The 20,653-nt window shown below is 59.5% G+C and carries 23 protein-coding genes; 8 read left to right on the top strand and 15 right to left on the bottom strand.

Annotated elements, in window-relative coordinates:
- The first annotated feature begins 340 nt into the window (after window positions 1–340).
- From VOY09_RS05180 to VOY09_RS05160, 5 genes are read left to right on the top strand one after another with little or no spacing between them, the layout of a single operon-like run.
- Entirely contained in the window at window positions 341–1,057 is a 717-nt protein-coding gene (locus tag VOY09_RS05180; protein WP_322893324.1) for a cytochrome c oxidase assembly protein, read from the top strand.
- Window positions 1,054–1,560 carry a CopD family protein gene (locus VOY09_RS05175; RefSeq protein WP_322893323.1) on the top strand — a complete coding sequence of 169 codons (507 nt, stop codon included), beginning with the start codon at window positions 1,054–1,056 and terminating at the stop codon, window positions 1,558–1,560. The genes VOY09_RS05180 and VOY09_RS05175 overlap by 4 nt, the downstream gene beginning before the upstream one ends.
- Window positions 1,557–2,213 carry a cytochrome B gene (locus VOY09_RS05170; RefSeq protein WP_322893322.1) on the top strand — a complete coding sequence of 219 codons (657 nt, stop codon included), beginning with the start codon at window positions 1,557–1,559 and terminating at the stop codon, window positions 2,211–2,213. The genes VOY09_RS05175 and VOY09_RS05170 overlap by 4 nt, the downstream gene beginning before the upstream one ends.
- On the top strand, window positions 2,210–4,741 hold the full coding sequence (ctaD, locus tag VOY09_RS05165) for a cytochrome c oxidase subunit I (RefSeq protein WP_322893321.1): 2,532 nt from the start codon (window positions 2,210–2,212) through the stop codon (window positions 4,739–4,741). The genes VOY09_RS05170 and ctaD overlap by 4 nt, the downstream gene beginning before the upstream one ends.
- Window positions 4,738–5,037, top strand: a complete 300-nt coding sequence (locus tag VOY09_RS05160) for a hypothetical protein (RefSeq protein WP_322893320.1) — start codon at window positions 4,738–4,740, stop codon at window positions 5,035–5,037. The genes ctaD and VOY09_RS05160 overlap by 4 nt, the downstream gene beginning before the upstream one ends.
- A gap of 85 nt (window positions 5,038–5,122) precedes the next feature.
- Here VOY09_RS05160 and VOY09_RS05155 read toward each other — a convergent pair whose 3' ends face one another.
- The 15 genes from VOY09_RS05155 to VOY09_RS05085 form a co-directional block, all read right to left on the bottom strand.
- Window positions 5,123–5,380: a PepSY domain-containing protein gene (locus VOY09_RS05155; protein ID WP_322893319.1), complete on the bottom strand. Its 258-nt coding sequence runs from the start codon at window positions 5,378–5,380 to the stop codon at window positions 5,123–5,125.
- 112 nt (window positions 5,381–5,492) lie between these two features.
- The gene (gene dxs / locus VOY09_RS05150; RefSeq protein WP_322893318.1) at window positions 5,493–7,427 is read right to left on the bottom strand and encodes a 1-deoxy-D-xylulose-5-phosphate synthase; all 1,935 of its coding nucleotides are present in this window, start codon (window positions 7,425–7,427) and stop codon (window positions 5,493–5,495) included.
- 181 nt (window positions 7,428–7,608) lie between these two features.
- Entirely contained in the window at window positions 7,609–7,848 is a 240-nt protein-coding gene (gene pufX / locus VOY09_RS05145; protein ID WP_322893317.1) for an RC-LH1 core complex protein PufX, read from the bottom strand.
- A gap of 11 nt (window positions 7,849–7,859) precedes the next feature.
- The gene (gene pufM / locus VOY09_RS05140; protein WP_322893316.1) at window positions 7,860–8,786 is read right to left on the bottom strand and encodes a photosynthetic reaction center subunit M; all 927 of its coding nucleotides are present in this window, start codon (window positions 8,784–8,786) and stop codon (window positions 7,860–7,862) included.
- A gap of 13 nt (window positions 8,787–8,799) precedes the next feature.
- Window positions 8,800–9,633, bottom strand: coding sequence for a photosynthetic reaction center subunit L (pufL, locus tag VOY09_RS05135; RefSeq protein ID WP_322893315.1), 834 nt, complete (start codon window positions 9,631–9,633; stop codon window positions 8,800–8,802).
- Window positions 9,634–9,758: 125 nt separating this feature from the next.
- Window positions 9,759–9,911, bottom strand: a complete 153-nt coding sequence (pufA, locus tag VOY09_RS05130; RefSeq protein ID WP_322893314.1) for a light-harvesting antenna LH1, alpha subunit — start codon at window positions 9,909–9,911, stop codon at window positions 9,759–9,761.
- A gap of 17 nt (window positions 9,912–9,928) precedes the next feature.
- Entirely contained in the window at window positions 9,929–10,084 is a 156-nt protein-coding gene (gene pufB / locus VOY09_RS05125; RefSeq protein WP_322893313.1) for a light-harvesting antenna LH1, beta subunit, read from the bottom strand.
- 144 nt (window positions 10,085–10,228) lie between these two features.
- On the bottom strand, window positions 10,229–10,453 hold the full coding sequence (gene pufQ / locus VOY09_RS05120) for a cytochrome PufQ (RefSeq protein ID WP_322893312.1): 225 nt from the start codon (window positions 10,451–10,453) through the stop codon (window positions 10,229–10,231).
- Window positions 10,450–11,910 carry a chlorophyllide a reductase subunit Z gene (bchZ, locus tag VOY09_RS05115; RefSeq protein ID WP_322893311.1) on the bottom strand — a complete coding sequence of 487 codons (1,461 nt, stop codon included), beginning with the start codon at window positions 11,908–11,910 and terminating at the stop codon, window positions 10,450–10,452. The genes pufQ and bchZ overlap by 4 nt, the downstream gene beginning before the upstream one ends.
- Before the next feature lie 82 nt (window positions 11,911–11,992).
- The gene (gene bchY / locus VOY09_RS05110; protein WP_322893310.1) at window positions 11,993–13,579 is read right to left on the bottom strand and encodes a chlorophyllide a reductase subunit Y; all 1,587 of its coding nucleotides are present in this window, start codon (window positions 13,577–13,579) and stop codon (window positions 11,993–11,995) included.
- The gene (locus VOY09_RS05105; protein WP_322893309.1) at window positions 13,569–13,709 is read right to left on the bottom strand and encodes a hypothetical protein; all 141 of its coding nucleotides are present in this window, start codon (window positions 13,707–13,709) and stop codon (window positions 13,569–13,571) included. The genes bchY and VOY09_RS05105 overlap by 11 nt, the downstream gene beginning before the upstream one ends.
- On the bottom strand, window positions 13,696–14,700 hold the full coding sequence (locus VOY09_RS05100) for a chlorophyllide a reductase iron protein subunit X (protein WP_322893308.1): 1,005 nt from the start codon (window positions 14,698–14,700) through the stop codon (window positions 13,696–13,698). Before VOY09_RS05100 ends, VOY09_RS05105 begins: the two co-directional genes overlap by 14 nt.
- Window positions 14,697–15,635 carry a chlorophyll synthesis pathway protein BchC gene (gene bchC / locus VOY09_RS05095; protein ID WP_322893307.1) on the bottom strand — a complete coding sequence of 313 codons (939 nt, stop codon included), beginning with the start codon at window positions 15,633–15,635 and terminating at the stop codon, window positions 14,697–14,699. The genes VOY09_RS05100 and bchC overlap by 4 nt, the downstream gene beginning before the upstream one ends.
- A gap of 118 nt (window positions 15,636–15,753) precedes the next feature.
- Window positions 15,754–16,893: a methyltransferase gene (locus VOY09_RS05090; protein ID WP_322893306.1), complete on the bottom strand. Its 1,140-nt coding sequence runs from the start codon at window positions 16,891–16,893 to the stop codon at window positions 15,754–15,756.
- Complete coding sequence (locus VOY09_RS05085; protein ID WP_322893305.1) at window positions 16,893–17,774, bottom strand: polyprenyl synthetase family protein; 882 nt, start codon at window positions 17,772–17,774, stop codon at window positions 16,893–16,895. Before VOY09_RS05085 ends, VOY09_RS05090 begins: the two co-directional genes overlap by 1 nt.
- Window positions 17,775–17,863: 89 nt before the next feature.
- Here VOY09_RS05085 and crtD point away from each other — a divergent pair, with 89 nt between their 5' ends.
- The 3 genes from crtD to VOY09_RS05070 are packed head-to-tail and all read left to right on the top strand — an operon-like array spanning window position 17,864 to window position 20,646.
- Complete coding sequence (gene crtD, locus VOY09_RS05080) at window positions 17,864–19,426, top strand: 1-hydroxycarotenoid 3,4-desaturase CrtD (RefSeq protein ID WP_322893304.1); 1,563 nt, start codon at window positions 17,864–17,866, stop codon at window positions 19,424–19,426.
- Window positions 19,381–20,250, top strand: a complete 870-nt coding sequence (gene crtC / locus VOY09_RS05075; RefSeq protein WP_416236731.1) for a carotenoid 1,2-hydratase — start codon at window positions 19,381–19,383, stop codon at window positions 20,248–20,250. The genes crtD and crtC overlap by 46 nt, the downstream gene beginning before the upstream one ends.
- A gap of 60 nt (window positions 20,251–20,310) precedes the next feature.
- Complete coding sequence (locus VOY09_RS05070) at window positions 20,311–20,646, top strand: VOC family protein (protein ID WP_322893302.1); 336 nt, start codon at window positions 20,311–20,313, stop codon at window positions 20,644–20,646.
- The last annotated feature ends 7 nt before the right edge of the window (window positions 20,647–20,653 follow it).

Here is a 20,653-nt window from a genome sequence, read left to right as displayed (position 1 = left end):
TGAAGGCCCGCCATCAGGCGGGCCTTTTTCAATTCAGCCCACTGTTACTTTTTCGGGAACAATTTATGTGATCACGCGTTTATTACTCAGATACAGATAAAAATGCTTGATCATGAAAGGAAATGAAAATGCGTGGCATTCTTCTTTGGCTTATCGGGATTCCGATCCCTATCATTATTCTTTTGTTCCTGTTCGGTATTTTCTGAACATCGATTGTTATCAGGAAGGGCGCTGACCTCAGGTCTTGCGCCTTTTTCTTGTGCGCGCATGTCAAAAAATCTGGTCGCCGTGGAACCAACCGCGGGGTGCATGCGTTGAGGCGTTAGCTGTGGACGGTGCTATGCAAAATCAGATGCCTTATTGTGGCCCCGCGCCAAACCCTGCCGACTGGCTTGGGGCATGGAACCTTGACCCGTTCCTGATCACCGCTTTGGTGATCATTTTTGTCTCCGGTGCGCTGCTGCTGCGCGGCAGCGACAGAAAACGGCAAAACGCCTTCGCCTTGGCCGGTCTTGCGGCGGTTATCGCATTTGTCTCACCGCTCTGCGCGATGACGGTGGCGTTGTTTTCCGCGCGGACCATTCATCATCTGATCATCTTTGGCGCGCTGGCCCCCGCACTGGCAATCGCGTTTTCGCTGCGCCGCATATCAATGATGCCCGCCTTTGTGGCGCTGTCAGTAGTGTTGTGGCTATGGCATGTGCCAGCAATCTACAGCGCCGCGTGGGAATCGATATCGGTTTACTGGCTGCTCCAGATCGCATTTATCCTGCCTGCTTGGGCCTTCTGGTCTGCGGTCTTGCGTGCCCGTGACCACAGCGTCGTCGTCTGGCTGATCGCCCTTGTCGGGCAGATGGGTCTGCTGGGGGCGCTTTTGACCTTTGCGCAATATCCTTTTTACCTTGAACATCTCGCCCATGCCGAGCGTTTCGGGCTGAGCGCGCTGGAAGACCAGCAGCTTGCCGGGTTGATCATGTGGGTTCCCGGCATGGTGCCAGTCGCGATTGTCGCGGCTTTGCTGGCGTGGCGGCTGTTCCACGAAAGGCTGCACGCATGATCGCCATCATCAAGGCGCTGCATATTTCGGCGCTGACAATATGGTGCGCCGGATTGATCCTGTTGCCGGTCATGATGCAGATCTACGGCCGTCGCGCCGAAATAAAGACGCAGGCAGGTTTCACCGAATTCCGCTGGCTGACGCATTACAGCTATACTGTCGTGGTGTCGCCCGCCGCAGTGATCGCCGTTGCCGCTGGCACCGTCCTGATTTTCGCGGTGGAGGTGCTGGATGTCTGGATGATGGCCAAGCTGGTCGCTGTTGCAGGCATGGTCCTGCTGCATGCATGGCTGGGTCATCTGATCGTGCATTCTGGCGAATTGCGCGGGGCCTATCGGTTACCACCAGCGGGGCTGGCCCTGTTCGGGATCATCCCGCTGATTGGTGTGGTTCTATGGCTGGTGCTGGCAAAGCCCGGACTGCAGGATATCTCGGCCTTATTCCCCGAATTCCTGCAGGAACCGCGCGGCAATCAGATCCCAGCGCAATGGGACCCGCTATGAAGCGCGTCTTTGCCCTTCCAACAGCGCTGCTGGTGGCGGGTTGTGATTCACCCCTATCAACGTTGGCCCCAGCAGGGCCAGTCGCCAGCGATATCGCCTGGCTCTGGGGGGTCATGCTGGTTGGCGCTGGTCTGATCACAGCGCTTGTGATCGTGCTGATCATCCTCGCCTTTCGCCGCCCGTCCGAAACCAATGCGCGTTTCTGGACCCATGGCATGGGGCTGTGGTTTTCGATGATTGTGCTGACGCTTTTGCTCGGCGCTGGCCTTTGGGTCGGGGAACGGATTCAGCCGCGTGATGATGAGGCGGTGATCGTGCGTGCCCATGCGTTCCAATGGGGCTGGGAATTCAGCCATGAAGGGCCGGATGGTGACATGATCGCAAGCAGTGATCTGCTGCATATCCCCGCCGGTCGCCCAGTCGATGTGCTGATCACGGCAGAGGATGTGATCCATTCCTTCTGGGTGCCGAGGCTTGCAGGCAAGATGGACGCGATCCCCGGGCGCACCAACCGCACACGGCTGGTGGCAGATTCACCGGGCGAATATGACGGGCTTTGCGCGGAATTTTGTGGGTTGGATCACGCCTTCATGCGGTTTTCGGTGCAGGCCCATGAAAACTGGCCCCCGGACCTGAGCGAGGCAGCGCAATGAGCGACACAACTTATGCCGCCACCGAAGAGGGTAGCGCCACCGCCGTCGATATTGCACGCAACCCAGCCCAACGCGCCCTGCCCCTGCATCGCGAATTGTCGCGGGTCTGGGCGAATGACAAAGGGCTCTGGGGTCAGATCACCGCCGTCAGCCATACCACGCTGGGGCTGCGGTTCATGGCCACGGCTTTCGTATTCTTTGCCATCGGTGGTATCCTGTCGATGCTGATCCGCGCGCAGCTCGCCACCCATGATGGCGCGTTTCTGGATACCGAGATCTATAACCAGATCTTCACGATGCATGGCAGCATCATGATGTTCCTCTTCGCCATTCCCATGCTGGAAGGATTGGCGATCTGGCTGCTGCCAAAACTGCTCGGCACCCGCGACATGGCCTTTCCCCGGCTGACATCACTTGGCTATTGGTGCTATCTCTTCGGTGGGCTGATCATGCTGACCGCGTTGCTGTTCGGCGTCGCCCCGCGCGATGGCTGGTTCATGTATACGCCGCTATCCAGCGCAGCCCATAGCCCCGGCATCAATGCCGATGTCTGGTTGCTGGGCGTGACTTTTGTCGAGATTTCCGCGATCGCCGCCGCCGTCGAAATCACCGTGACCATTCTGCGACAGCGCGCACCGGGGATGAAGCTCACGCAAATGCCCCTGTTCGCGTGGTATATGCTGGGGACCAGCGCGATGATGCTGGTAGGCTTTCCACCACTGATCGCGGGATCGATCCTGCTGGAACTGGAACGCGCCTTTGACTGGCCGTTTTTCGATATCGCGCGCGGCGGCGATCCACTGCTCTGGCAGCACCTGTTCTGGCTGTTCGGGCATCCGGAGGTTTATATCATCTTTCTGCCCGCTGCCGGTGCGATGTCGATGATCATTCCGGTGATGTGCCGAACGAAAATCCTTGGCTATGGCGCGATTGTTGCCGCCGTGCTCGGCCTCGTCTTCCTCTCATTCGGTCTGTGGGTGCATCATATGTTCACCGTCGGCATCCCACATATGGCGCTGGCGTTCTTTTCTGCGGCCTCGGTTTTGGTCGCGGTGCCGACCGCGGTGCAGGTCTTTGCCTGGATCGGGACGATGTGGAAAGGCCAGCCGCAGCTGCACCTGCCGATGTATCATATCCTTGGTTTCTTTCTGACCTTCGTGATGGGCGGGCTGACCGGGGTGATGCTGGCGATTGTGCCGTTCAACTGGCAGGCGCATGACACCGCCTTTGTCACTGCCCACCTGCATTACGTGCTGATCGGTGGCTTCGTCTTCCCGATGATGGCGGCAGTGACTTATTGGATGCCGCTGATCACCGGCAGATCACGGATCAAGGGGCTGGGTGAGACGGCCTTCTGGGTCATCGTCATCGGCTTTCACGGCACGTTTTTCATCATGCATCTGACCGGGCTATTGGGCATGCCACGCCGGATCGATGTTTATCCTGACAATCCCGAATGGATCTGGCTGAACCTGACCAGTTCGGTGTTCAGCTTTGTGCTGACCATCGGTTTTGCGATGTTCGCGCTGGATCTGCTGCTCCAGATCACCTTGGGCAAACGCGAAAAGCGTGATCCATGGGCTGCACCAACATTGGACTGGGCGATGCCGATGCCGTCGCCGAATTACAATTACGCCTCATTGCCGACACTGCGCCATCTGGACCGACCGGCGCGGGATGTGATCATGCCGCTGGCGCGCGGTGAAGGTGCCCTACCCGGCGCGCCACGTGGCAGACGTGAACTGCTCGTCACCCGCGCCATAGGGGCAGAGCCTGATCATGTGGCAATCCTGCCAGGCAATACCGCCCTGCCGCTGGTTTTGGCGGCGAGCATCTGCGCCTTTGTCCTGCTGATGCTGGCGAGCCTCTATCTTGTTGCTGCCTTTGCCTTGATCCCTGTGGCTGCGTTCATCTGGCTTTGGGGGCGGGGCATGAGCCCGGTCGGCGATTTGTCCCCGGTCGAAATTGCGCCCGGCACCATTCTGCCCGTGCATCACCGTGCCAAACAGAGTTTGGGACAAAGCGGGTTGGTCGCATTGCTGGTCGCGGATGGCACTTTGTTCGGGTCCTTGATCTTTGGTCTGGCGTTTTTGTCGGTGGTCACCCAAGGCCCCGCTGCCGGGATCGCAGGCGCGGAAAATTTCGCAACGCTGGTCGGGATTGGGATCATTGCCGCCCTGCTGGTGATCGCCGCCTGGGCCGCAAGGGGGATGACACGCATGGCCGCGATGATCGGGGTGGCGGTGAACCTTGCTGCTATTCTCGTGCTGATCTGGCTGAAATGGACGCAGATGGATGATCCGACTGGCCACGCGCGCGATGCCTTGCGCGCGGTGGTTGCAGGCTATGTTGCTTTGCATATCATCGTCGCCACAGGCCTTGCCGCTTTTGTCGCCAATCAGCACGCAAGGGGCGAAATAGACCAGGTCACCCGCGGCGCGCATCCGGCATGGCGGGCATGGCAGGGCTTCACCGCCGCGACCGCGCTGCTGGCGATGGTGATCCTGCTGGCGCAGGCTTTCGCATGAGATGGCTCGCCCTCACCCTTGCCGGTCCGATGATCTGGGCCGCTGCCTTCACGCTGGTCTATGGTATGCACGGCGTGCTCTGTGCCGGTGTTGCCGGGCCAGAGGGGTTGAGTTTGACCGCGCGCCTCGTTTTGATTGCAAGCTGGGCGCTGGGTCTTGCAGCCTTCGTGCCGCTGTTCATGGCATTGCGCGAAGGCGATGCTTTGACCGACCGCCTCCCGCGCTATGGTACGTGGATCGGTCTGGTGGCGACGATTTATACGTTGTTTCCAACGGCCATTGCCACAAGCTGCTGATCCGCCTGGCAGGACCAGCACAGGTTTATTGATAGAATCTTTGAAAACGGCCGGGGCGATGGTGCAGCGCCCCGGCCAGATCAGGTCAACGCATCAATGGCGCGCCGGTCAGCGGGTCGATATCCACGTCGACGCTGCGACCGTCGGCGGTGTAATATTCAACCTCCCAGTAACCGTCGTCATCCCAGTCGATCTGATCGATATACTGGATGTCATCGGACTGTTCGACAACAGCGATGATTTCGGACAGCGGCAGCGCATTCGCCGGTGGCGGCGTATCGGCAAAGACAGGTGCTGCGGTGAATGTGGCAAAGAGGGTTGTCGTCAGGATGGTGTTTTTCATAGGCTTTTCTCCTTGGTTGCGCCGGACCAACACGGAGCCCACGAAAAGGTTTCAACTCGAACGCGAATTTCTGCGCCTGTTGGCCTGACAAACGTCATCAGTTTCGCGCGTCTTATCGCGGTCCGGTGACCGGGTCAGAGGTTTTGCGGAAACTGACATTCGCCGCCTGCATCGCCGTCGCGGCAATATCCACCGCTGTCAGCCCGGCCTCGGCATACATCACATCCGGTGCGGCATGGTCGATGAACCGATCCGGCAGCGTCATGGTGCGGATTTGACAACGTCCATCAAGCAGGCCGTCATTCGCCAGATCATGCAGGACCATGGCACCGAAACCGCCCTGCGCGCCCTGTTCCACCGTGACCAGCGCTTTGTGATGGCGCAGCAATTGCCGGATCAGCGCGCGGTCCAGCGGTTTGGCGAAACGCGCGTCGGCGATGGTGACGCTGAGGCCCTGCGCCTCCAGCTGACGGGCGGCTTTACGGCATTCGTCCAAATGCGCGCCAAAGGACAGCAATGCGATGTCGCTGCCTTCTTGCAGGATGCGGCCCTTGCCGATCTCGATGATCTCGCCACGGTCAGGCAGTTCCAGCCCGACACCTTCCCCGCGGGGATAACGAAAGGCGATAGGGCCAGCGTCATAATCCGCAGCAGTGCGGACCATATGCATCAGTTCCAGTTCATCGCCCGCCGCCATCACCACCATATTGGGCAGGGCGGACAGATAGCCGATGTCGAAGGACCCCGCATGGGTCGGCCCATCGGCACCGACCAGCCCCGCGCGGTCAATCGCGAAACGCACCGGCAGGTTCTGCAAAGCGACATCATGGACAATCTGGTCATAGCCGCGTTGCAGGAAGGTCGAGTAGATCGCGCAGAAAGGCTTGAGGCCGCTGGCCGCCATCCCCGCGGCAAAGGTCACGCCATGCTGTTCGGCGATGCCCACATCGAACACGCGGTTCTTGAACCGCTGGCCCATGATGTCAACGCCGGTGCCGTTGGGCATCGCGGCAGTCACGGCAACGATACGCGGGTCATGCTGCGCCTCAACGGTCAGAGCAGTCCCAAAAATCTTGGTATAGCTTGGCGCATTGGGGCGCGATTTGGCCTGTTCGCCGCTGGCCACGTTGAACTTCGCGACACCGTGGTATTTGTCGGCGCTTTGCTCGGCGGGAGCATAGCCTTTGCCCTTTTTCGTGCAGACATGGATCAGCACTGGGCCAGTGGCGCGGGTTTTCGCCGCGCGCAGCACCGGCAGAAGCTGAGACATATCGTGGCCATCAATCGGGCCGATATAGGAAAAGCCAAGGCTTTCGAACAAAGTGCCCGCATTGCCTGATTGCACACCTGTCACCAATTGCCGCGCGCGGCGGGCATGGTCGCGGATCGGGCCGGGCAGGACGGATTCAAACCCTTCGGCCATCTTGTGCAGATCGCCCAAAGGCGAGGCATAGAGGCCAGACAAATATTTCGACATCGCGCCGACAGGGGGCGCAATCGACATCTCGTTGTCATTCAGGATCACGAACAGCCGCCGCCCTTCGGAGCCTGCGTTGTTCATCGCCTCATAGGCCATACCGGCGCTGATCGACCCATCGCCGATCACGGCAATCGCATCGCCGGTTGGCATACCCAGATCACGGCCCACGGTGAACCCGAGTGCGGCGGAAATCGAGGTGCTGGAATGCGCGGCACCGAAAGGGTCAAATTCACTTTCCGCGCGTTTGGTGAAACCGGACAGGCCACCTTCCTGCCGCAGGGTCCGGATACGGTCACGCCTGCCGGTCAGCACCTTATGCGGATAACATTGGTGGCCCACATCAAAGATCAATTTATCGCGCGGCGTGTCGAACACGGCGTGAATGGCAACTGTCAGCTCGACCACACCAAGGGATGATCCCAGATGGCCGCCCGTCTCTGACACGGCGGAAATCACTTCGGTGCGGACATCATCGGCTAGATTGGCAAGGGCCGCATCGCTCATCCGTCGCAAATCGGCGGGGCCAGCGATGGAATCCAGGAACGGGGTATGAGGGCGATGTGTCATGATGCACCTTTGCTATAAAAAAAACGTCGCAAGTGGGGTGACCCGCTTGCGACGCTCATCTCCTGTAGCCAACAGGAAGGGAACTGGAGCTTTGGGCCCCAATGACGGATCGACCAGGGAAGGGTGATCCGACAGCGAAGGATCAGGCAAGGCGTCGCGTTATGCCTGATCCAATGGTGTATTATTCAGCGACGGCAGCGTCAGCCGCAGGTTCCTCAACCGGCGCTGGCCGGTTAATCGGGTCCGGCGCCATCCGGCTTTCTTCGGGCAAGGCCCCGCCGATCAGGGCAAAAGCACCGATAAAGAACCAGATCGCCACCACGACAAGAGCCGCATAACCTGCACCTTTGAGCATCAGAAAGGTGATGTCGGCGGTCAGCCTGCTTTTGCTGTTCATGTCGAGGATGTTGTCGTTTTTCATCATCTCTCTCCTTAATTTACGGGCGCATAGCCGTGGATCTGTGCCCAGACGAACCAATTGTCCACGACGGTGCCCGACAGCAGGATCCCGATCCCGCCAGTCAGCGGAGTGAGAACTGCAAACCACCAGGCCCAGCGGTGGATACCTTCCATCGTGGCGTTAAAGCCCATGGTCCAGCGCCAGAACAAAGCGGCCCGTTCCGATGCCGTGCCACGGTCGACGATCTGTTCGATCTCGCGTTCACCGCCAAAGCGGCTGACTGCAAGGATCGTCGCCCCATGCATGGCAAACAGCAGAGCCGAGCCATAAAGGAAGGCAATCGAAAGCGCGTGGAACGGGTTATAGAACAAGTTGCCATGCGTGATCGAAAACAGGTTGGTCCAGTCAAGATGCGAGAAGATGCCATAAGGGACAGCCTCGCTCCATGATCCCATCAGGATCGGACGGATCAGGTTCAGCACGAAGATCAACCAAAGCAGCGCGGCAAAAGCGTAAGCCACATGCAGACCCATGCCCAGCGCCTTGGCGCGGTTATAGGTGCGCATCCACCAGGCACAGCAGCCAACCAGGAAGAAGAAACTGGCGATCAGCCACCATCCGCCTTCGTCCAGCGGCGCAAAGCCCAGCCCGTAAGACGGCGATGGCGGTTCCAGCGACAGCCAGAACAGATCGCGCAGGAACAGACCAGGACTGTAATCGACCTGCGCCCAGAAATTCATCCCGATGATGAAGAACCATGCCGCAAAGCCGACAACAGCGACCAATCCGTAGGACCCAAGATGGACGGGACCTACCTGTGCGTTACCAAACAAGCCGAACAGGGTCGAGAAACGGGCGCTTTTGGTGCGTTCGCTCATCGTGGTGGCATCTGCCATCACCCCCATTTCGGCGGGGCCCTGTACCTGGACTTGTGTGAAGATATTTTGATATTCAGCCATTTTTCATACCCTCCTACAGGTCTACCCACCAAGGCAGTTCATAGTACCAATCCCACCAGACGATCCATTCTTCGAACCAGATCGTGCCAGAGATGACGATACAGACCGCGCTCCAGAACCCGGCCATCAATGCCAGGAAAAGGCCCAGGCGATGGATGCCCAGTGGACCGACCGAATAGCCGATCAGATCGCGGAAATAGGTGTCTTCATGATCCGGCGATGCGATGGTCTTGGACCCTTTCGACGGATTGACCGCCGACAGAACCAGCGACCCGTGCAAAGCCAAGGCCACAGCCGTGATCCAGAAGAAACTGATCGCGACCATATGCGCTGGGTTGTAGTGGAAGTTGCCGTAAGCATAGCCCACGTTATTCACCCAATCGAGGTGGCTGAAAATCCCGTAAGGAAATCCGTAACCCCAGGCACCCATCAAGGCCGGGCGAATGATGACCAGCGTGACATAGGCAAAGATCGCAACCCCAAAGGCAAAGGGCACGTGATAGCCGATGCCCAGTTTGCGGCAGATTTCGACTTCACGCATCATCCAGCCGACAAAGGCGAAAACCGCGCAGATCGTAATGATTTGCCACAGCCCGCCGTCCAGTAAAGGCGCGACCCCAAGGCCGTATTCAAGCGGCGGCGGGTTGATGGAAATCAGCCAGGGATTCCATGTGGGGCCTTGGCTGGCCCCGTAAAATATCAATATCGTCCCAAGGACGGCGAAAAAGAACGTCACGACTCCAAAGAAGCCAACGTAAAATGGCCCCACCCAGAAGTCGAACAGATCTCCGCCTATCAAGGTCCCGCCACGGACCCGATATTTTCTTTCGAAGCTGAGCTGTGCCATCTTCATACTCCATATGTCTACAGGCCCTGCATGCCCGTTCGGCTGCGCCCTGTGAGCGTCAATGTCGATGTTTGCTGCGGGCGGATCAAAACCCCGCCCGGAGCGATATCATGTGAAAACGCAGATCAGCCGCCAAAGGCGCGCTGGAACCAGTTGGTGCTTTCATTGCTCAGCAGGACGAGGTGAATCATCACAGCCAGCAGGAAAAGGAACACGCCCTGTGCCACGAAAACGCGGCGTGGATCGAAGATCAGCCAGATTTTGTAAAATTGTGCCATTTTGTGTGTTCCTTCTCTTACCAGTTAAACCAAGGAAGCTTGATGTACGTCAGGATATGCGCGACGACAGCAACGATCGTGAAGATCGTGAAGCCGCTCATATATACTGCGTGCAGCTCTTGGGCCTGCTCATCAGTGAGACCTGTGAACGAAAGGTCAGATTTGTCAGCCATGTTTTGTCTCCAAAAATAAATACCGACACCGCGCATCCCCCGCGGCCGGGTTACGACAGAAGCTCTTCTTCTGTCCCATTCCGTCATCCCGGGGGGGAATGACGAATTCTTTTTTGCCCATGTGGGGCAAATGTCGTGCCGCGATTATCCGTTGAAGATATGCGGCGTAATGATACGCGCCTGGGTCCAGGCTTTGGCGATGGGTCCATGTTCGGGCCATTCCATCCGGCGCGCCGCGAACAGCACCCATGTCAGGATCGCCAGTGGCAGCGTTGCCAGAAAGATCACCCCGAAATAGGCGTAATACTCACGTTTAGGGGCTGCGTTCCTGCTCCGGACAATCGGGGCGTCTGTGGTGAAATCAGTCATTTGCGTCCTCCAGGGGATGGTTGCAGAGTCTCGACGGTTTCCAGCACAACCCTGTCGTTGCCGGCATCGAGTGCCGCGCGCTCTGCGGCGTCGCGCAGAGATTTCGCAGCAGAAATACGTGTCAGGATCGGGTGTGTCGCCACGATCTCGTCCAGCTTGGCCTGAGCATCGGCATCCCAGGGGAAGTCGCGGCGCAGTGGCGTCAGCGTGGCATCGGTTGCATCCATATCGGTGCCCAGCGGCAGGATATGGAACAGTGCGTCGAACAGGCCATTGCAGACCTCTTGCAGGACATAGGTCGCCCCGGCATAGCCCATGAACGGCGTGCCCGTGGCCCGCCGGATGGCGGCACCGGGGAAACTGGCGGGGATGAACACCGGGCTTGGCCCGTGTCCGGCCTTCATTTCGGCCAGATACATTTTTTCATTGATCGACCCCATGACGATCAGCGGGCGTTTGGTATGCAATAAGCGGCGCACTTCGTCATTGTCGGTTTTCTTGCCGCGACACCGCGCGACAGCAAAGGCGCAGGGAAAGCCCAGATCACCCTCTAGATAATGCCGGATGCCACGGGCGTAGGTTTCATTCGCGACAATGGCGAATTCCGCCGTGGCAAAGAAATCCTGCGTGACCGACCGCCACAGATCCCAGACGGGTTTGATGGTGGAATGCTTTTCACGCTCGATGAAGGGCTCGGGGTCCAGCCCCGTCAACTCGCCCAGCTTGCGCAGGAATTTGGTGGTGGAATCGATCCCAAAGGGCGCTTGCAGATAGGGCTTGTTCAGCACCTCACACAGGCCGCGGCCAAATTCGCGGTACATGCAGATATTTACATCCGCATTCACCAGATTCCGCATCTCGGCGACATGGGCACCCAGCGGCATCACCATATTCACCTCGGCGCCGATGCCTTCGATCAGGCGCCGGATTTCAGCCAGATCGGATGGCATGTTGAAGGCGCCATACATCGGACCAAGGATATTCACACGCGGTGCATCGGCATCAACGCGCTTCTTCTCGGGCGGCATCCGGCCTTTGGTCATCCCGAATTCAGTAAAGATCCAGGTCATCGCGCGATCCGCGGCTTCCCATTGATCTTCATCTATCGTGCGCGGCAAAAACCGCTGGATATTGGTGCCCTGCGGCGTGACACCGCCACCGATCATCTCGGCAATCGACCCGGTCACGACGACCGCTGGCAAAGCCGGATCGAGGACATCCCAGGCGCGTTTCATCGCGACCTCGGTGCCTTCACCCATTTCGGTCTCGCCCAGACCAGTGACGACTATCGGCAATTCATGCGGCGGCAAACCATCGGTGTAGTGCAGCACAGAAGTCACCGGCAGGTTTTCACAACCCACAGGCCCGTCGATGACGACCTGCAATCCTTTGACAGCACAGAACGCGTAAACCGCACCCCAATAGCCGCCCGCGCGATCATGATCCATAATCAGCATGATCCGCGCCTCGCTTTGTTCAAAATACTCCGGGGGAGCGCAGCGGGGGCAGCGCCCCCTGCAACATATCCAGCAAACACCATCATATCATCTGCTCCGCCGCAGCCGCACGCGCCTGCTTGTCGAGCTTTTTCTGATGCGCCGCGCGGAAATCAGGGCGGAGATTGGGCGACCCTTCCCAGACACCGGCGGTATCGCCGTGACCCACACCTTCGAAAAAGGCGCGCATCGTATCCATCTTTTCCTTGCCCGCAATCGCCGCATTGACGACCTGCGCCAGCGATCCGGCACCAGCTGGCCCCATCAGGGGACGCGCAGAAATCAGGTTGGTGAAATAAAGCGCGGGAATACCGCGTTCCTTGGCGTGCTGGACGACAGGCGTGGTGCCAATCGCCAGATCAGGGTTGATCGCATCGACAGCGGCCAGATCATCCTCCAGCGAAGCACGATATTTGACCTTCACACCGCGGCTTTCCAGCCAAGCGGCATCCTCGGCGGACCAGGGCGTTTTCGGACAGGCGGTGCCGACATAGGGTACATCCGCGCCGCTTTCGATCAGCAGACGCGCGACCAGTAATTCAGACCCTTCATAGCCCGACACAGTCACAGTGCCTTTGATCTGCGCACTGCCAAGAGCGGCGGTGATCGCAGGCAGAAAAGCGTTTTGTGCCGCAGCAATCTGCGCAGCAGGCACATCATAGGCCTCACCAATCGCAGCGAGCCAAGCGGCGGTGCCATGATAGCCGACAGGGGCGGAACCTATGACCTTGCGGCCAGCCACCTGAAATTCACGCACCGACGCAGTGTAGAACGGATGGATCGCCGCCACGACACCGCAATCAAGGGCGGCATAAAGCTCGCGCCATTCGCGGGTCGGGACCACAGGACCGACGGCCAGACCCATCGGGGCCAGCATCGCGCCGATCATCATCGGGTCAGCGGGGAACATCTCGCCCAGCAGGGCAACAGACGGGCGGTCGGATTTGCCGCCAACGGGCCGGGCGACAGGGCCTGCCTTGATCTCTTCACGGGCGTAATTCAGCATCGCCCCGGCCAGCACATCCTTGGCCTCTGCATGTGTCGGTATACCGAACCCCGGCACATCGATGCCGACGATCCGCACGCCGTTGATTTCACGCGGCAGCAACCGCAGCGGTACGCCGGAAGCGGTCGGCACGCAAAGATTGGTCACCACAATCGCGTCATAGCGATCAGGATCGGCCATTTCATGGACGCTTTCGCGAATATCCTCGAACAGCTTACCTGTCACAAGGCTTTCGGAATTGAACGGCACATAACCAACCGACCGGCGGGCACCGTAAAAATGAGAAACGAACGTGAGGCCATACACACAACACGCCGAGCCAGACAGAACAGTAGCCACACGTTTCATTCTAAGGCCGACGCGCAAAGATCCGAAGGCAGGACACATGGATTGTGGCTGGTCATGGGGTCCTTGCGGATAGTCCTTGGCATATTGGTCCAGAATATCGGATTTGCCCGCCGCGCGCGCCGCCTCCTGCATCGTCCCACCGGAAGAACAGCCGCCAGCCAGCGTCGTTTCTGCGACTTCCGGCGTTGCGGCACGTTCTGCGCCTTCGATGATGCGGACCTGTCCGGCTTCGTCATATCCGACTTCATAGCCTTGGCTCTGGTGATCAAGCGTCATATTTCTGCGCCTCCTTCACCGGAACGCGGGCGATATCGGCAAGCAGCCGTTGCAATTGGTCGGGGCGAGCTGTGGCCAGCATCTGGCGCACGTCTTCGCGAACTTGGCGGGTTGGCTCAGGCGTCATCATAAATGACCTCCAGCGTCTCTTTCGGGGCGGCATTCTTGCCGCGCATGTCGATATCGGTGGCGGGCACCAGTTTGTAATCGCCGCCGGTGTCCTTGCTGTCGAACAGACCCAGCAGACCGTCCTGATCCAGCGGTGTCGGGCGCACGGGTGGTGCGATGCCGACAGCATCGGCAAGGCCAGCAAACATCGGACCCCATTCGCTGTCATAGCTGCCAACGATCTGATAATTCGCCGATTTCTTGCGCAGATCGTCGTTCTGCGGGATCGCGGCCAGCACTGGGATTTTGACGGCTTCGGCGAAGGCCTGCGCCTCTCCGGTGCCATCGTCCTTGTTGATCACCAGACCCGCGACACCGACATTGCCGCCCATCTTGCGGAAATATTCCACGGCAGAGCAGACGTTATTGGCGACATAAAGCGATTGCAGATCGTTCGAGGCAACCAGGATCACCTTCTGCGCCATGTCGCGGGCAATCGGCAGGCCGAAGCCGCCACAGACCACGTCACCCAGAAAATCGAGCAGGACATAGTCGAAGTCCCAATCATGGAACCCGAGCTTTTCCAAGAGCTCGAACCCATGGATGATCCCGCGCCCACCGCAACCGCGGCCAACCTCTGGCCCGCCGAGTTCCATCGCGAAAACACCGCCGCGTTTGAAACAGACATCGCCAATGGCGACTTCTTCGCCGGCCAGCTTCTTCTTGGCGGATGTTTCAATGATCGTCGGGCAGGCTTTCCCACCAAACAGCAGACTTGTGGTATCTGATTTCGGATCACAGCCAATCAGCAGGACACGTTTGCCCATCTCGGCCATCATGTGGGATAAATTTGCAAGCGTGAAAGATTTGCCGATCCCGCCCTTGCCATAGATCGCGATGATCTGAGTTTTGGATGTGGGTTCGCCTTGCGGCACTTCCAGTGTGATTTCCTCATGGGCTTCATCGCGTAGGCGCTGATCGAAATCCTTCAGGTTTGGAATTTCATCTTTCATGCGGTTCCCCAGTTCAAAATCATTTTCAGGCAGGCCGGATCGCTGAACGCCGTCTCATAGGCGGCGGGCGCGGTCGCGGCGGATTGTTCGTGTGTGATCAGATCGCCCAACAGCAAGGTGCCGTTTTCGGCCAAGGCGCGGGTGGCGGTCATGTCGTCAGCGGTCCATTCCGCGCTGATGCGGAACCGCGCCTCTTTCATGAAAGCGGGCGGAAAGGCGAATTGCAGCGGTGCGGTATAGAAACCCGCCAGAACAATCTCGCCGCCTTTGGCGATGCGGCCGATCCAGTCGTTCAGCAGATCGCCACGGCCGGAAGCGTCATAGATGGATGTGTAATCGCGGCGACTGTCGGTTTCAGGAGTCAGCACCTGATAACCTTCAGCGCCGGTCATGCGGATTGGATCGACTTCCCAAACTGTCGGCGCAGGCGCGCCAGCCGCGATGGTCAGGCGGGCGAGCAAGCGACCCAAAACACCGTGACCGATAATCAGATCCGGCACCGATTTGTTCGGGCCAGCCATGGCATGCCGCGCGGTCGCAGCCAGCGCCAGCAGCGCACCGCCAGCCCCGAGGCCACGGTCGATGCGTGTGACGCGGGATGCTTTGGTCACGATGGTCTGGGCGGCAGCACCGAACAGGCCAAACGCCCCTTCATAGCAATTTGCGCCGGGGACAAAGACATGTTCACCAACGCGATAACCACTGTCGCGGCCTGCTTCGACGATTTCGCCCGCAGCCTCATAACCGGGGATCAGAGGATAGCCCATGCCAGGAAATGGCGGCATCTCACCGGACCAGAACAATTTCTCGGTCCCGGTGGAAATGCCGGAATAGCGGATCTCGACAACGACATCGTCATGCGCGGGTGGCGTGATTACCACCGTATCAAGTCCCAGTTGGCGGGGCGCTGATAATATGACGGCGGTTGTTTGCACGGTCTCTCCCCTTGCGCTGCGTCTGGTCGGAGCGACCTCTGTGCAGCGCGTCTTGTTATGTTCAGTGTAACTTTTTGGCGACGTGTGTCAATTCATTTAGACACCACATGTGTAAACTTTACCTTACACCCTCGATCGCAGAGGTAATGAAAGGACGCGCGGCGCGCGGCGCGCGGATATTGCTGAACCCGGCTTTGCGCATCAGTGCGGTGATCTGATCGGCCGACCGCGCGCGGCCTGTGCGCATCGCCATGCAATAGAGGGCAAAGTAAGCATCACCGGCGCGCTGCGGTTTGGCACCGCCCGTCATCGGCTCAGAAATCAGGATGCGCCCGCCGGGCGGCAAAGCCGCATGAGCAGATGCAAGTAAATCTGCCACAGTGTCGTCGCTGTGATCGTAAAGCACGCGGATCAGGCTGATCATATCCGCGCCCTGCGGCAGCGGCTGATCACGGAACGACCCGGGAACGATCTGCGCGCGATCCGCCATGCCAGCGGCGGCGAATCTGTCCTGTGCTGCTGGCGCGACAGCGGGCAGATCGAACAGGGTCAGGTTAAGTTTCGGATAGACAGCACCGACAGCCGTGAGAAACGCACCTGTCCCGCCGCCGACATCCATCAGCCTTTGCACATTCCGAAAATCAACGGTGGCGAGCGTGTCATCGGCGACCAGCAACTGGCTGTCAGCCATGAGGCGCGAATATTGCGCGGTGGTGGCGGGATCAGTCGCGCCACCGGCACCAAAGACATAGGGCCAGAAAGCGGCAAGCTCCGTCTCAACCTCACCCCGAAAGAAAGCCACCGGATCGGCGAGGTCACGGTAAAGCACATCATGATGCGCGATCATGCCATCAAGACCCGGCACACCGGCAAGCGCCGCGCCGCGCATTGTCAGCGCATAAAACCCTGATTTGCGCTGCTTTAGCAGCCCCAACGATATAGCCGCAGACAGCAGAACCGACATCCGCTCTGGCGTCATACGCCCCTGATGCGCAAGCGCGGTGAGAGGCATTTCATGGGCCAGTAATTTGCGGGGAATATCCAGTTCGACCAATGCAGAAAGCACTTGCGAATGGCAGAACCCGGCGACAAGATCGAACATCGCCTGCCCCTCGGACCGGACGAAAGGCCGGGTCAGCGGAAACTTCGCGGCCCATTTCTGAAAGGAAGGGTTGGCGATCAGACGTGTCAGGCGTGACGCCTTGCGCTGGTCAGATGCGGGCACAGAACCCGGTAAAGTCACAGCCGCATCCGTCATTATTCGCCCGGCACAGTCCGGCTTTCGCGCGCACCGGCGGGCACCAGCCTGTCAGCATAGGCGCGGACCATCTGGGCCAAAGCCGCCTCGCCCGGGCAAGCGGGGATAGATGAAATCGCGCCTGCCAAAATATCGTCAAACCGCTGAACTGCACCCCGCACGCCATAAGAAGCGACCGCATTGGGCCGTCCATGCAGATCGTCCTGCCCGGCAGGTTTGCCCAGCGCCGCCTCATCACACAGCGCATCGCGCAGGTCATCGGCAACCTGAAACGCCTCGCCCAGCCGCGCGCCGAGTTCGCCCCAAGGCTCTGCCTCTTGCCCGGCAGCCACAGCACCCATCTGGGTCGCGGCGATGAACAAAGCGCCGGTTTTGGCCTGATGGTAGGCGGACAGATCAATCTGGCTTTCGCTTTCCCAGCCCTGCCCGGCGCAGATGCCAAAGGGCATGCCGCTGCGGGTGCCAAGGATATCGAGCAAGGCAATCGCGCGCAGGGGCGAAGCGCTCGCCGCGCGTGTCAGCACGTGAAAGCCCATGATGATCAGGCTATCGCCCGTCAGAACGGCAAGCGGTTCGGAATAAGCGCGATGCAGCGCCGGCTTGCCCCGCCGCATATCAGCATCGTCAAAACAGGGCAGATCGTCGTGGACGAGAGAGGCGCAATGCACCAGCTCCAGCGCCACAGCCGCCGCATTCGTCAAGCGGGGCTGGTCATCGCCACAGGCCATCGCGACCGACAGCAGAATCGTCGGCCTGATCCGCGCACCGCCCGGTGTCACCGCGTAATTCAGCGCGGCGGCCAGCTTTGGCGGGGCCAGCCCGCCCTGCCCTTGCGCGATAGCGGCAGACATCGTGGTTTCGATCCGGTCGGCAATTTTCATGGCATATGTCCTATCTGCCTTCCATACTGTCTATTTTAGTTTACATATGTCAATGTAAATCAAACGATACAGTTGAGGACCGTCGCTAAGTGACCGCAGCCCAAGCAAAGATCGTGATCATCGGCGCTGGCATCGCCGGGCTGGCTGCAGCTTTGCGGCTGGCTCACGCCGGATGTGATGTGACCGTGGTCGATATGCATGCCGCCCCGGGTGGCAAGATGCGGCAGGTGCCGTCTGCGGTTGGGCCTGTCGATGCGGGTCCGACTGTGCTGACGATGCGTGGGGTTTTCGACAAGCTGTTCGCCGATGTTGGCGCGGACCTGGCCGATCATGTCACGCTGACGCCGCTGCAGACGCTGGCGCGGCATTTCTGGGATGATGGTGCAAGCCTTGACCTGATGGCCGACCCAGAGGCGAGCCTCGCCAATGTTCACGCCGCGTTCGGCCCCAAGGCCGCTGCCGAATTCACCGCCTTCTCCGCCCGCGCCAAACGGCTGTTTGATGCCTTTGACGGGCCGATGATGCAAAGCGCCGCACCAGACCAGATGGCCGTCGCGCGCACAGTCTTGCGTCAACCGCAAATTATCGCCGATATGGCCCCGCATCGGTCGCTTGCGGGAATGCTGCGATCCAGCTTCAGCGATCCGCGCCTTGCGCAGCTTTTCGGGCGCTACGCAACTTACGTCGGCGGTTCGCCCTATCAGTCCCCCGCAATCCTGTCGCTCATCTGGCAGGCGGAGGCGCAGGGGGTCTGGGCCGTCAAAGGCGGGATGCAGCAATTGGCGCAGGCAATTGCCGCGCTCGCCGCAAGGCACAGTGTGCAGTTCCACTACGACACCCGCGCCCTGCGGATTACAAAGCAAGGCGGCCAGATCAGCGGTGTTGAGACCACCAAGGGGCATTTTGCCGGTGACATTGTTCTGTTCAACGGCGACCCACGGGCCTTGGCCACGGGACTGCTGGGTGAAGGCCCGCAACCGGTGGTCAAGACCAAAAGAACGGAACCACGCAGCCTGTCCGCCTATATGCATGCTTTCGCGGCAATCCCGCATGGTGTCGATCTGGCGCATCATACGGTGTTTTTCGGCCACGACCCAAAGGCGGAATTTGCAGCCCTCGCCCGTAACCAAATGCCCGTTGATGCGTCGTTATACATATGCGCGCAGGATCACGGCAGTGTCGCCCATGATGCATTGCAACGGTTCGAGATCATCATGAACGCCCCTGCCGTCCTGCGTGATGCGGAAAAGGAAAAAGCCCAATGTCAGACCCTCATCTTCAACCGCTTGCGCCAGTTCGGTCTGAGCTTCAGCCCGCAACCGGGGCCCGAGACGCTGACGACACCGGCGGGCTTCGACGCGCTGTTTCCGGCGAGCCTCGGTTCACTTTACGGGCGCAGCCCACATGGGATGACAGCCGCCTTCAAGCGTCCCACAGTCAGAACGGCGATGCCGGGTCTGTATCTGGCGGGGGGCGGGGTGCATCCGGGGGCGGGCGTGCCGATGGCGACGCTCTCCGGTCAGCACGCGGCCGCGGCGATCTTGAGCGACCTTGCTTCGCGCTCGACGTCCCGCCCGGCGGCTATGCATGGTGGTATATCGACGGGATCAGCAACTGTGGCACCAAAGCGGTCAGTGTCATCGGGTTCATAGGGTCGGTCTTTTCACCTTGGTATGCGTGGTCCGGGCGCGGCGATCCGGCCAATCATTGCTGCATCAACGTCGCGACCTATGGCCCCGGCGGGCGGTTCACCATGACTGACCGGGGGCGCACAGCGTTGCGCACCAGCAGCGATACTTTGCAGGTTGGCCCGTCATCGATGCATTGGAACGGGCGTGAGCTGGTGATTGATATCAACGAGATCAGCGGCCTGCCTGTGATCAGCCGGGTAAAGGGGCAGATCACGATCACTCCGCGCGCGCTCACTTCGGTCGAATTGCCGCTGACGCCGGATGGCGCGCATATCTGGCGACCCTTCGCGCCCTCATCTGACATCAAGGTCGATCTGGCAGCAAAGGGCTGGCAATGGTCGGGCCATGGCTATTTCGACGCCAATTTCGGGACCCGCCCGCTAGAGGATGATTTCAAATTCTGGACATGGGGCCGCTACCCAACCAATACTGGGGCGACCTGCATCTATGACGCGATCCGGCGCGATGGATCAACCTTGGAAACGGTGTTTGCCTTTGACCATCACGGTCAGGCCAGCATCGTCAGCGCGCCGCCAAGCGTGCCATTCAAACGCTCTGGCTGGCGGATCAAACGTGAAACCCGCGCTGATCCGGGTGTTGTGCCCACACAGGTGCTGGGGATGCTGGATGCGCCGTTCTACTCACGCTCTGCCGTGCAGACCCAGTTGGGTGGAGAAGTGGTGACTGGCGTGCATGAAGCGCTGGATCTGGATCGCTATGCCGCGCCCATCGTCAAGGCGATGCTGGCGTTTCGCGTGCCAAGGCGGAGCGGATGGCGGTTCTGAGGCGCTTGACAGGATAGAACAAAATATGAACTGTGGTCGCGTATCGCAAAAGGATTCGCCATGAACCAGTCCCTGAAAATCGACTATATCGAATTCTACAGCGTAGAAATGGAAGCGACCCAAGGGTTCTTCGCCAAGGCCTTTGGCTGGAATTTCATCGACTATGGCCCGGATTACCGCGATATTCAGGGTGCTGGCACAGGCGGCGGGATTGAACGCAGCGCTGCCAAGGCACCGCTGATCATTCTGCGCACAGATGACCTGCAAACAGCCTATGATCAGGTGGTTGCAGCAGGCGCACAGATCACGAAAGAGATTTACGATTTCCCCGGTGGCAGGCGGTTTGAATTCCGCGAACCGGGCGGCACGGATATGGGCGTCTGGTCCGAAAGCTGACAGGCGC

It is taken from the genome of Yoonia sp. 67-2 (genome assembly GCF_035117555.1).
In the GTDB taxonomy this organism is placed as follows: domain Bacteria; phylum Pseudomonadota; class Alphaproteobacteria; order Rhodobacterales; family Rhodobacteraceae; genus Yoonia.
The sequence above is the reverse complement of the archived record's forward strand: the minus strand, read 5'-3'. Positions and strand labels throughout refer to the sequence as shown.

Excerpts from the sequence above, each read along its gene's own strand:
- bchZ (WP_322893311.1), bottom strand. The coding sequence starts at position 11,910 with ATGCTGATTATGGATCATGATCGCGCGGGCGGCTATTGGGGTGCGGTT.
- VOY09_RS05180 (WP_322893324.1), top strand. The coding sequence starts at position 341 with ATGCAAAATCAGATGCCTTATTGTGGCCCCGCGCCAAACCCTGCCGAC.
- ctaD (WP_322893321.1), top strand. The coding sequence starts at position 2,210 with ATGAGCGACACAACTTATGCCGCCACCGAAGAGGGTAGCGCCACCGCC.
- VOY09_RS05090 (WP_322893306.1), bottom strand. The coding sequence starts at position 16,893 with ATGACGGATGCGGCTGTGACTTTACCGGGTTCTGTGCCCGCATCTGAC.
- pufM (WP_322893316.1), bottom strand. The coding sequence starts at position 8,786 with ATGGCTGAATATCAAAATATCTTCACACAAGTCCAGGTACAGGGCCCC.
- VOY09_RS05105 (WP_322893309.1), bottom strand. The coding sequence starts at position 13,709 with ATGATGACGCCTGAGCCAACCCGCCAAGTTCGCGAAGACGTGCGCCAG.
- pufB (WP_322893313.1), bottom strand. The coding sequence starts at position 10,084 with ATGGCTGACAAATCTGACCTTTCGTTCACAGGTCTCACTGATGAGCAG.
- VOY09_RS05170 (WP_322893322.1), top strand. The coding sequence starts at position 1,557 with ATGAAGCGCGTCTTTGCCCTTCCAACAGCGCTGCTGGTGGCGGGTTGT.
- pufL (WP_322893315.1), bottom strand. The coding sequence starts at position 9,633 with ATGGCACAGCTCAGCTTCGAAAGAAAATATCGGGTCCGTGGCGGGACC.
- dxs (WP_322893318.1), bottom strand. The coding sequence starts at position 7,427 with ATGACACATCGCCCTCATACCCCGTTCCTGGATTCCATCGCTGGCCCC.
- VOY09_RS05160 (WP_322893320.1), top strand. The coding sequence starts at position 4,738 with ATGAGATGGCTCGCCCTCACCCTTGCCGGTCCGATGATCTGGGCCGCT.
- VOY09_RS05175 (WP_322893323.1), top strand. The coding sequence starts at position 1,054 with ATGATCGCCATCATCAAGGCGCTGCATATTTCGGCGCTGACAATATGG.
- VOY09_RS05100 (WP_322893308.1), bottom strand. The coding sequence starts at position 14,700 with ATGAAAGATGAAATTCCAAACCTGAAGGATTTCGATCAGCGCCTACGC.
- VOY09_RS05085 (WP_322893305.1), bottom strand. The coding sequence starts at position 17,774 with ATGAAAATTGCCGACCGGATCGAAACCACGATGTCTGCCGCTATCGCG.
- VOY09_RS05070 (WP_322893302.1), top strand. The coding sequence starts at position 20,311 with ATGAACCAGTCCCTGAAAATCGACTATATCGAATTCTACAGCGTAGAA.
- VOY09_RS05155 (WP_322893319.1), bottom strand. The coding sequence starts at position 5,380 with ATGAAAAACACCATCCTGACGACAACCCTCTTTGCCACATTCACCGCA.
- pufQ (WP_322893312.1), bottom strand. The coding sequence starts at position 10,453 with ATGACTGATTTCACCACAGACGCCCCGATTGTCCGGAGCAGGAACGCA.
- pufX (WP_322893317.1), bottom strand. The coding sequence starts at position 7,848 with ATGAAAAACGACAACATCCTCGACATGAACAGCAAAAGCAGGCTGACC.
- bchY (WP_322893310.1), bottom strand. The coding sequence starts at position 13,579 with ATGACGCTTGATCACCAGAGCCAAGGCTATGAAGTCGGATATGACGAA.
- pufA (WP_322893314.1), bottom strand. The coding sequence starts at position 9,911 with ATGGCACAATTTTACAAAATCTGGCTGATCTTCGATCCACGCCGCGTT.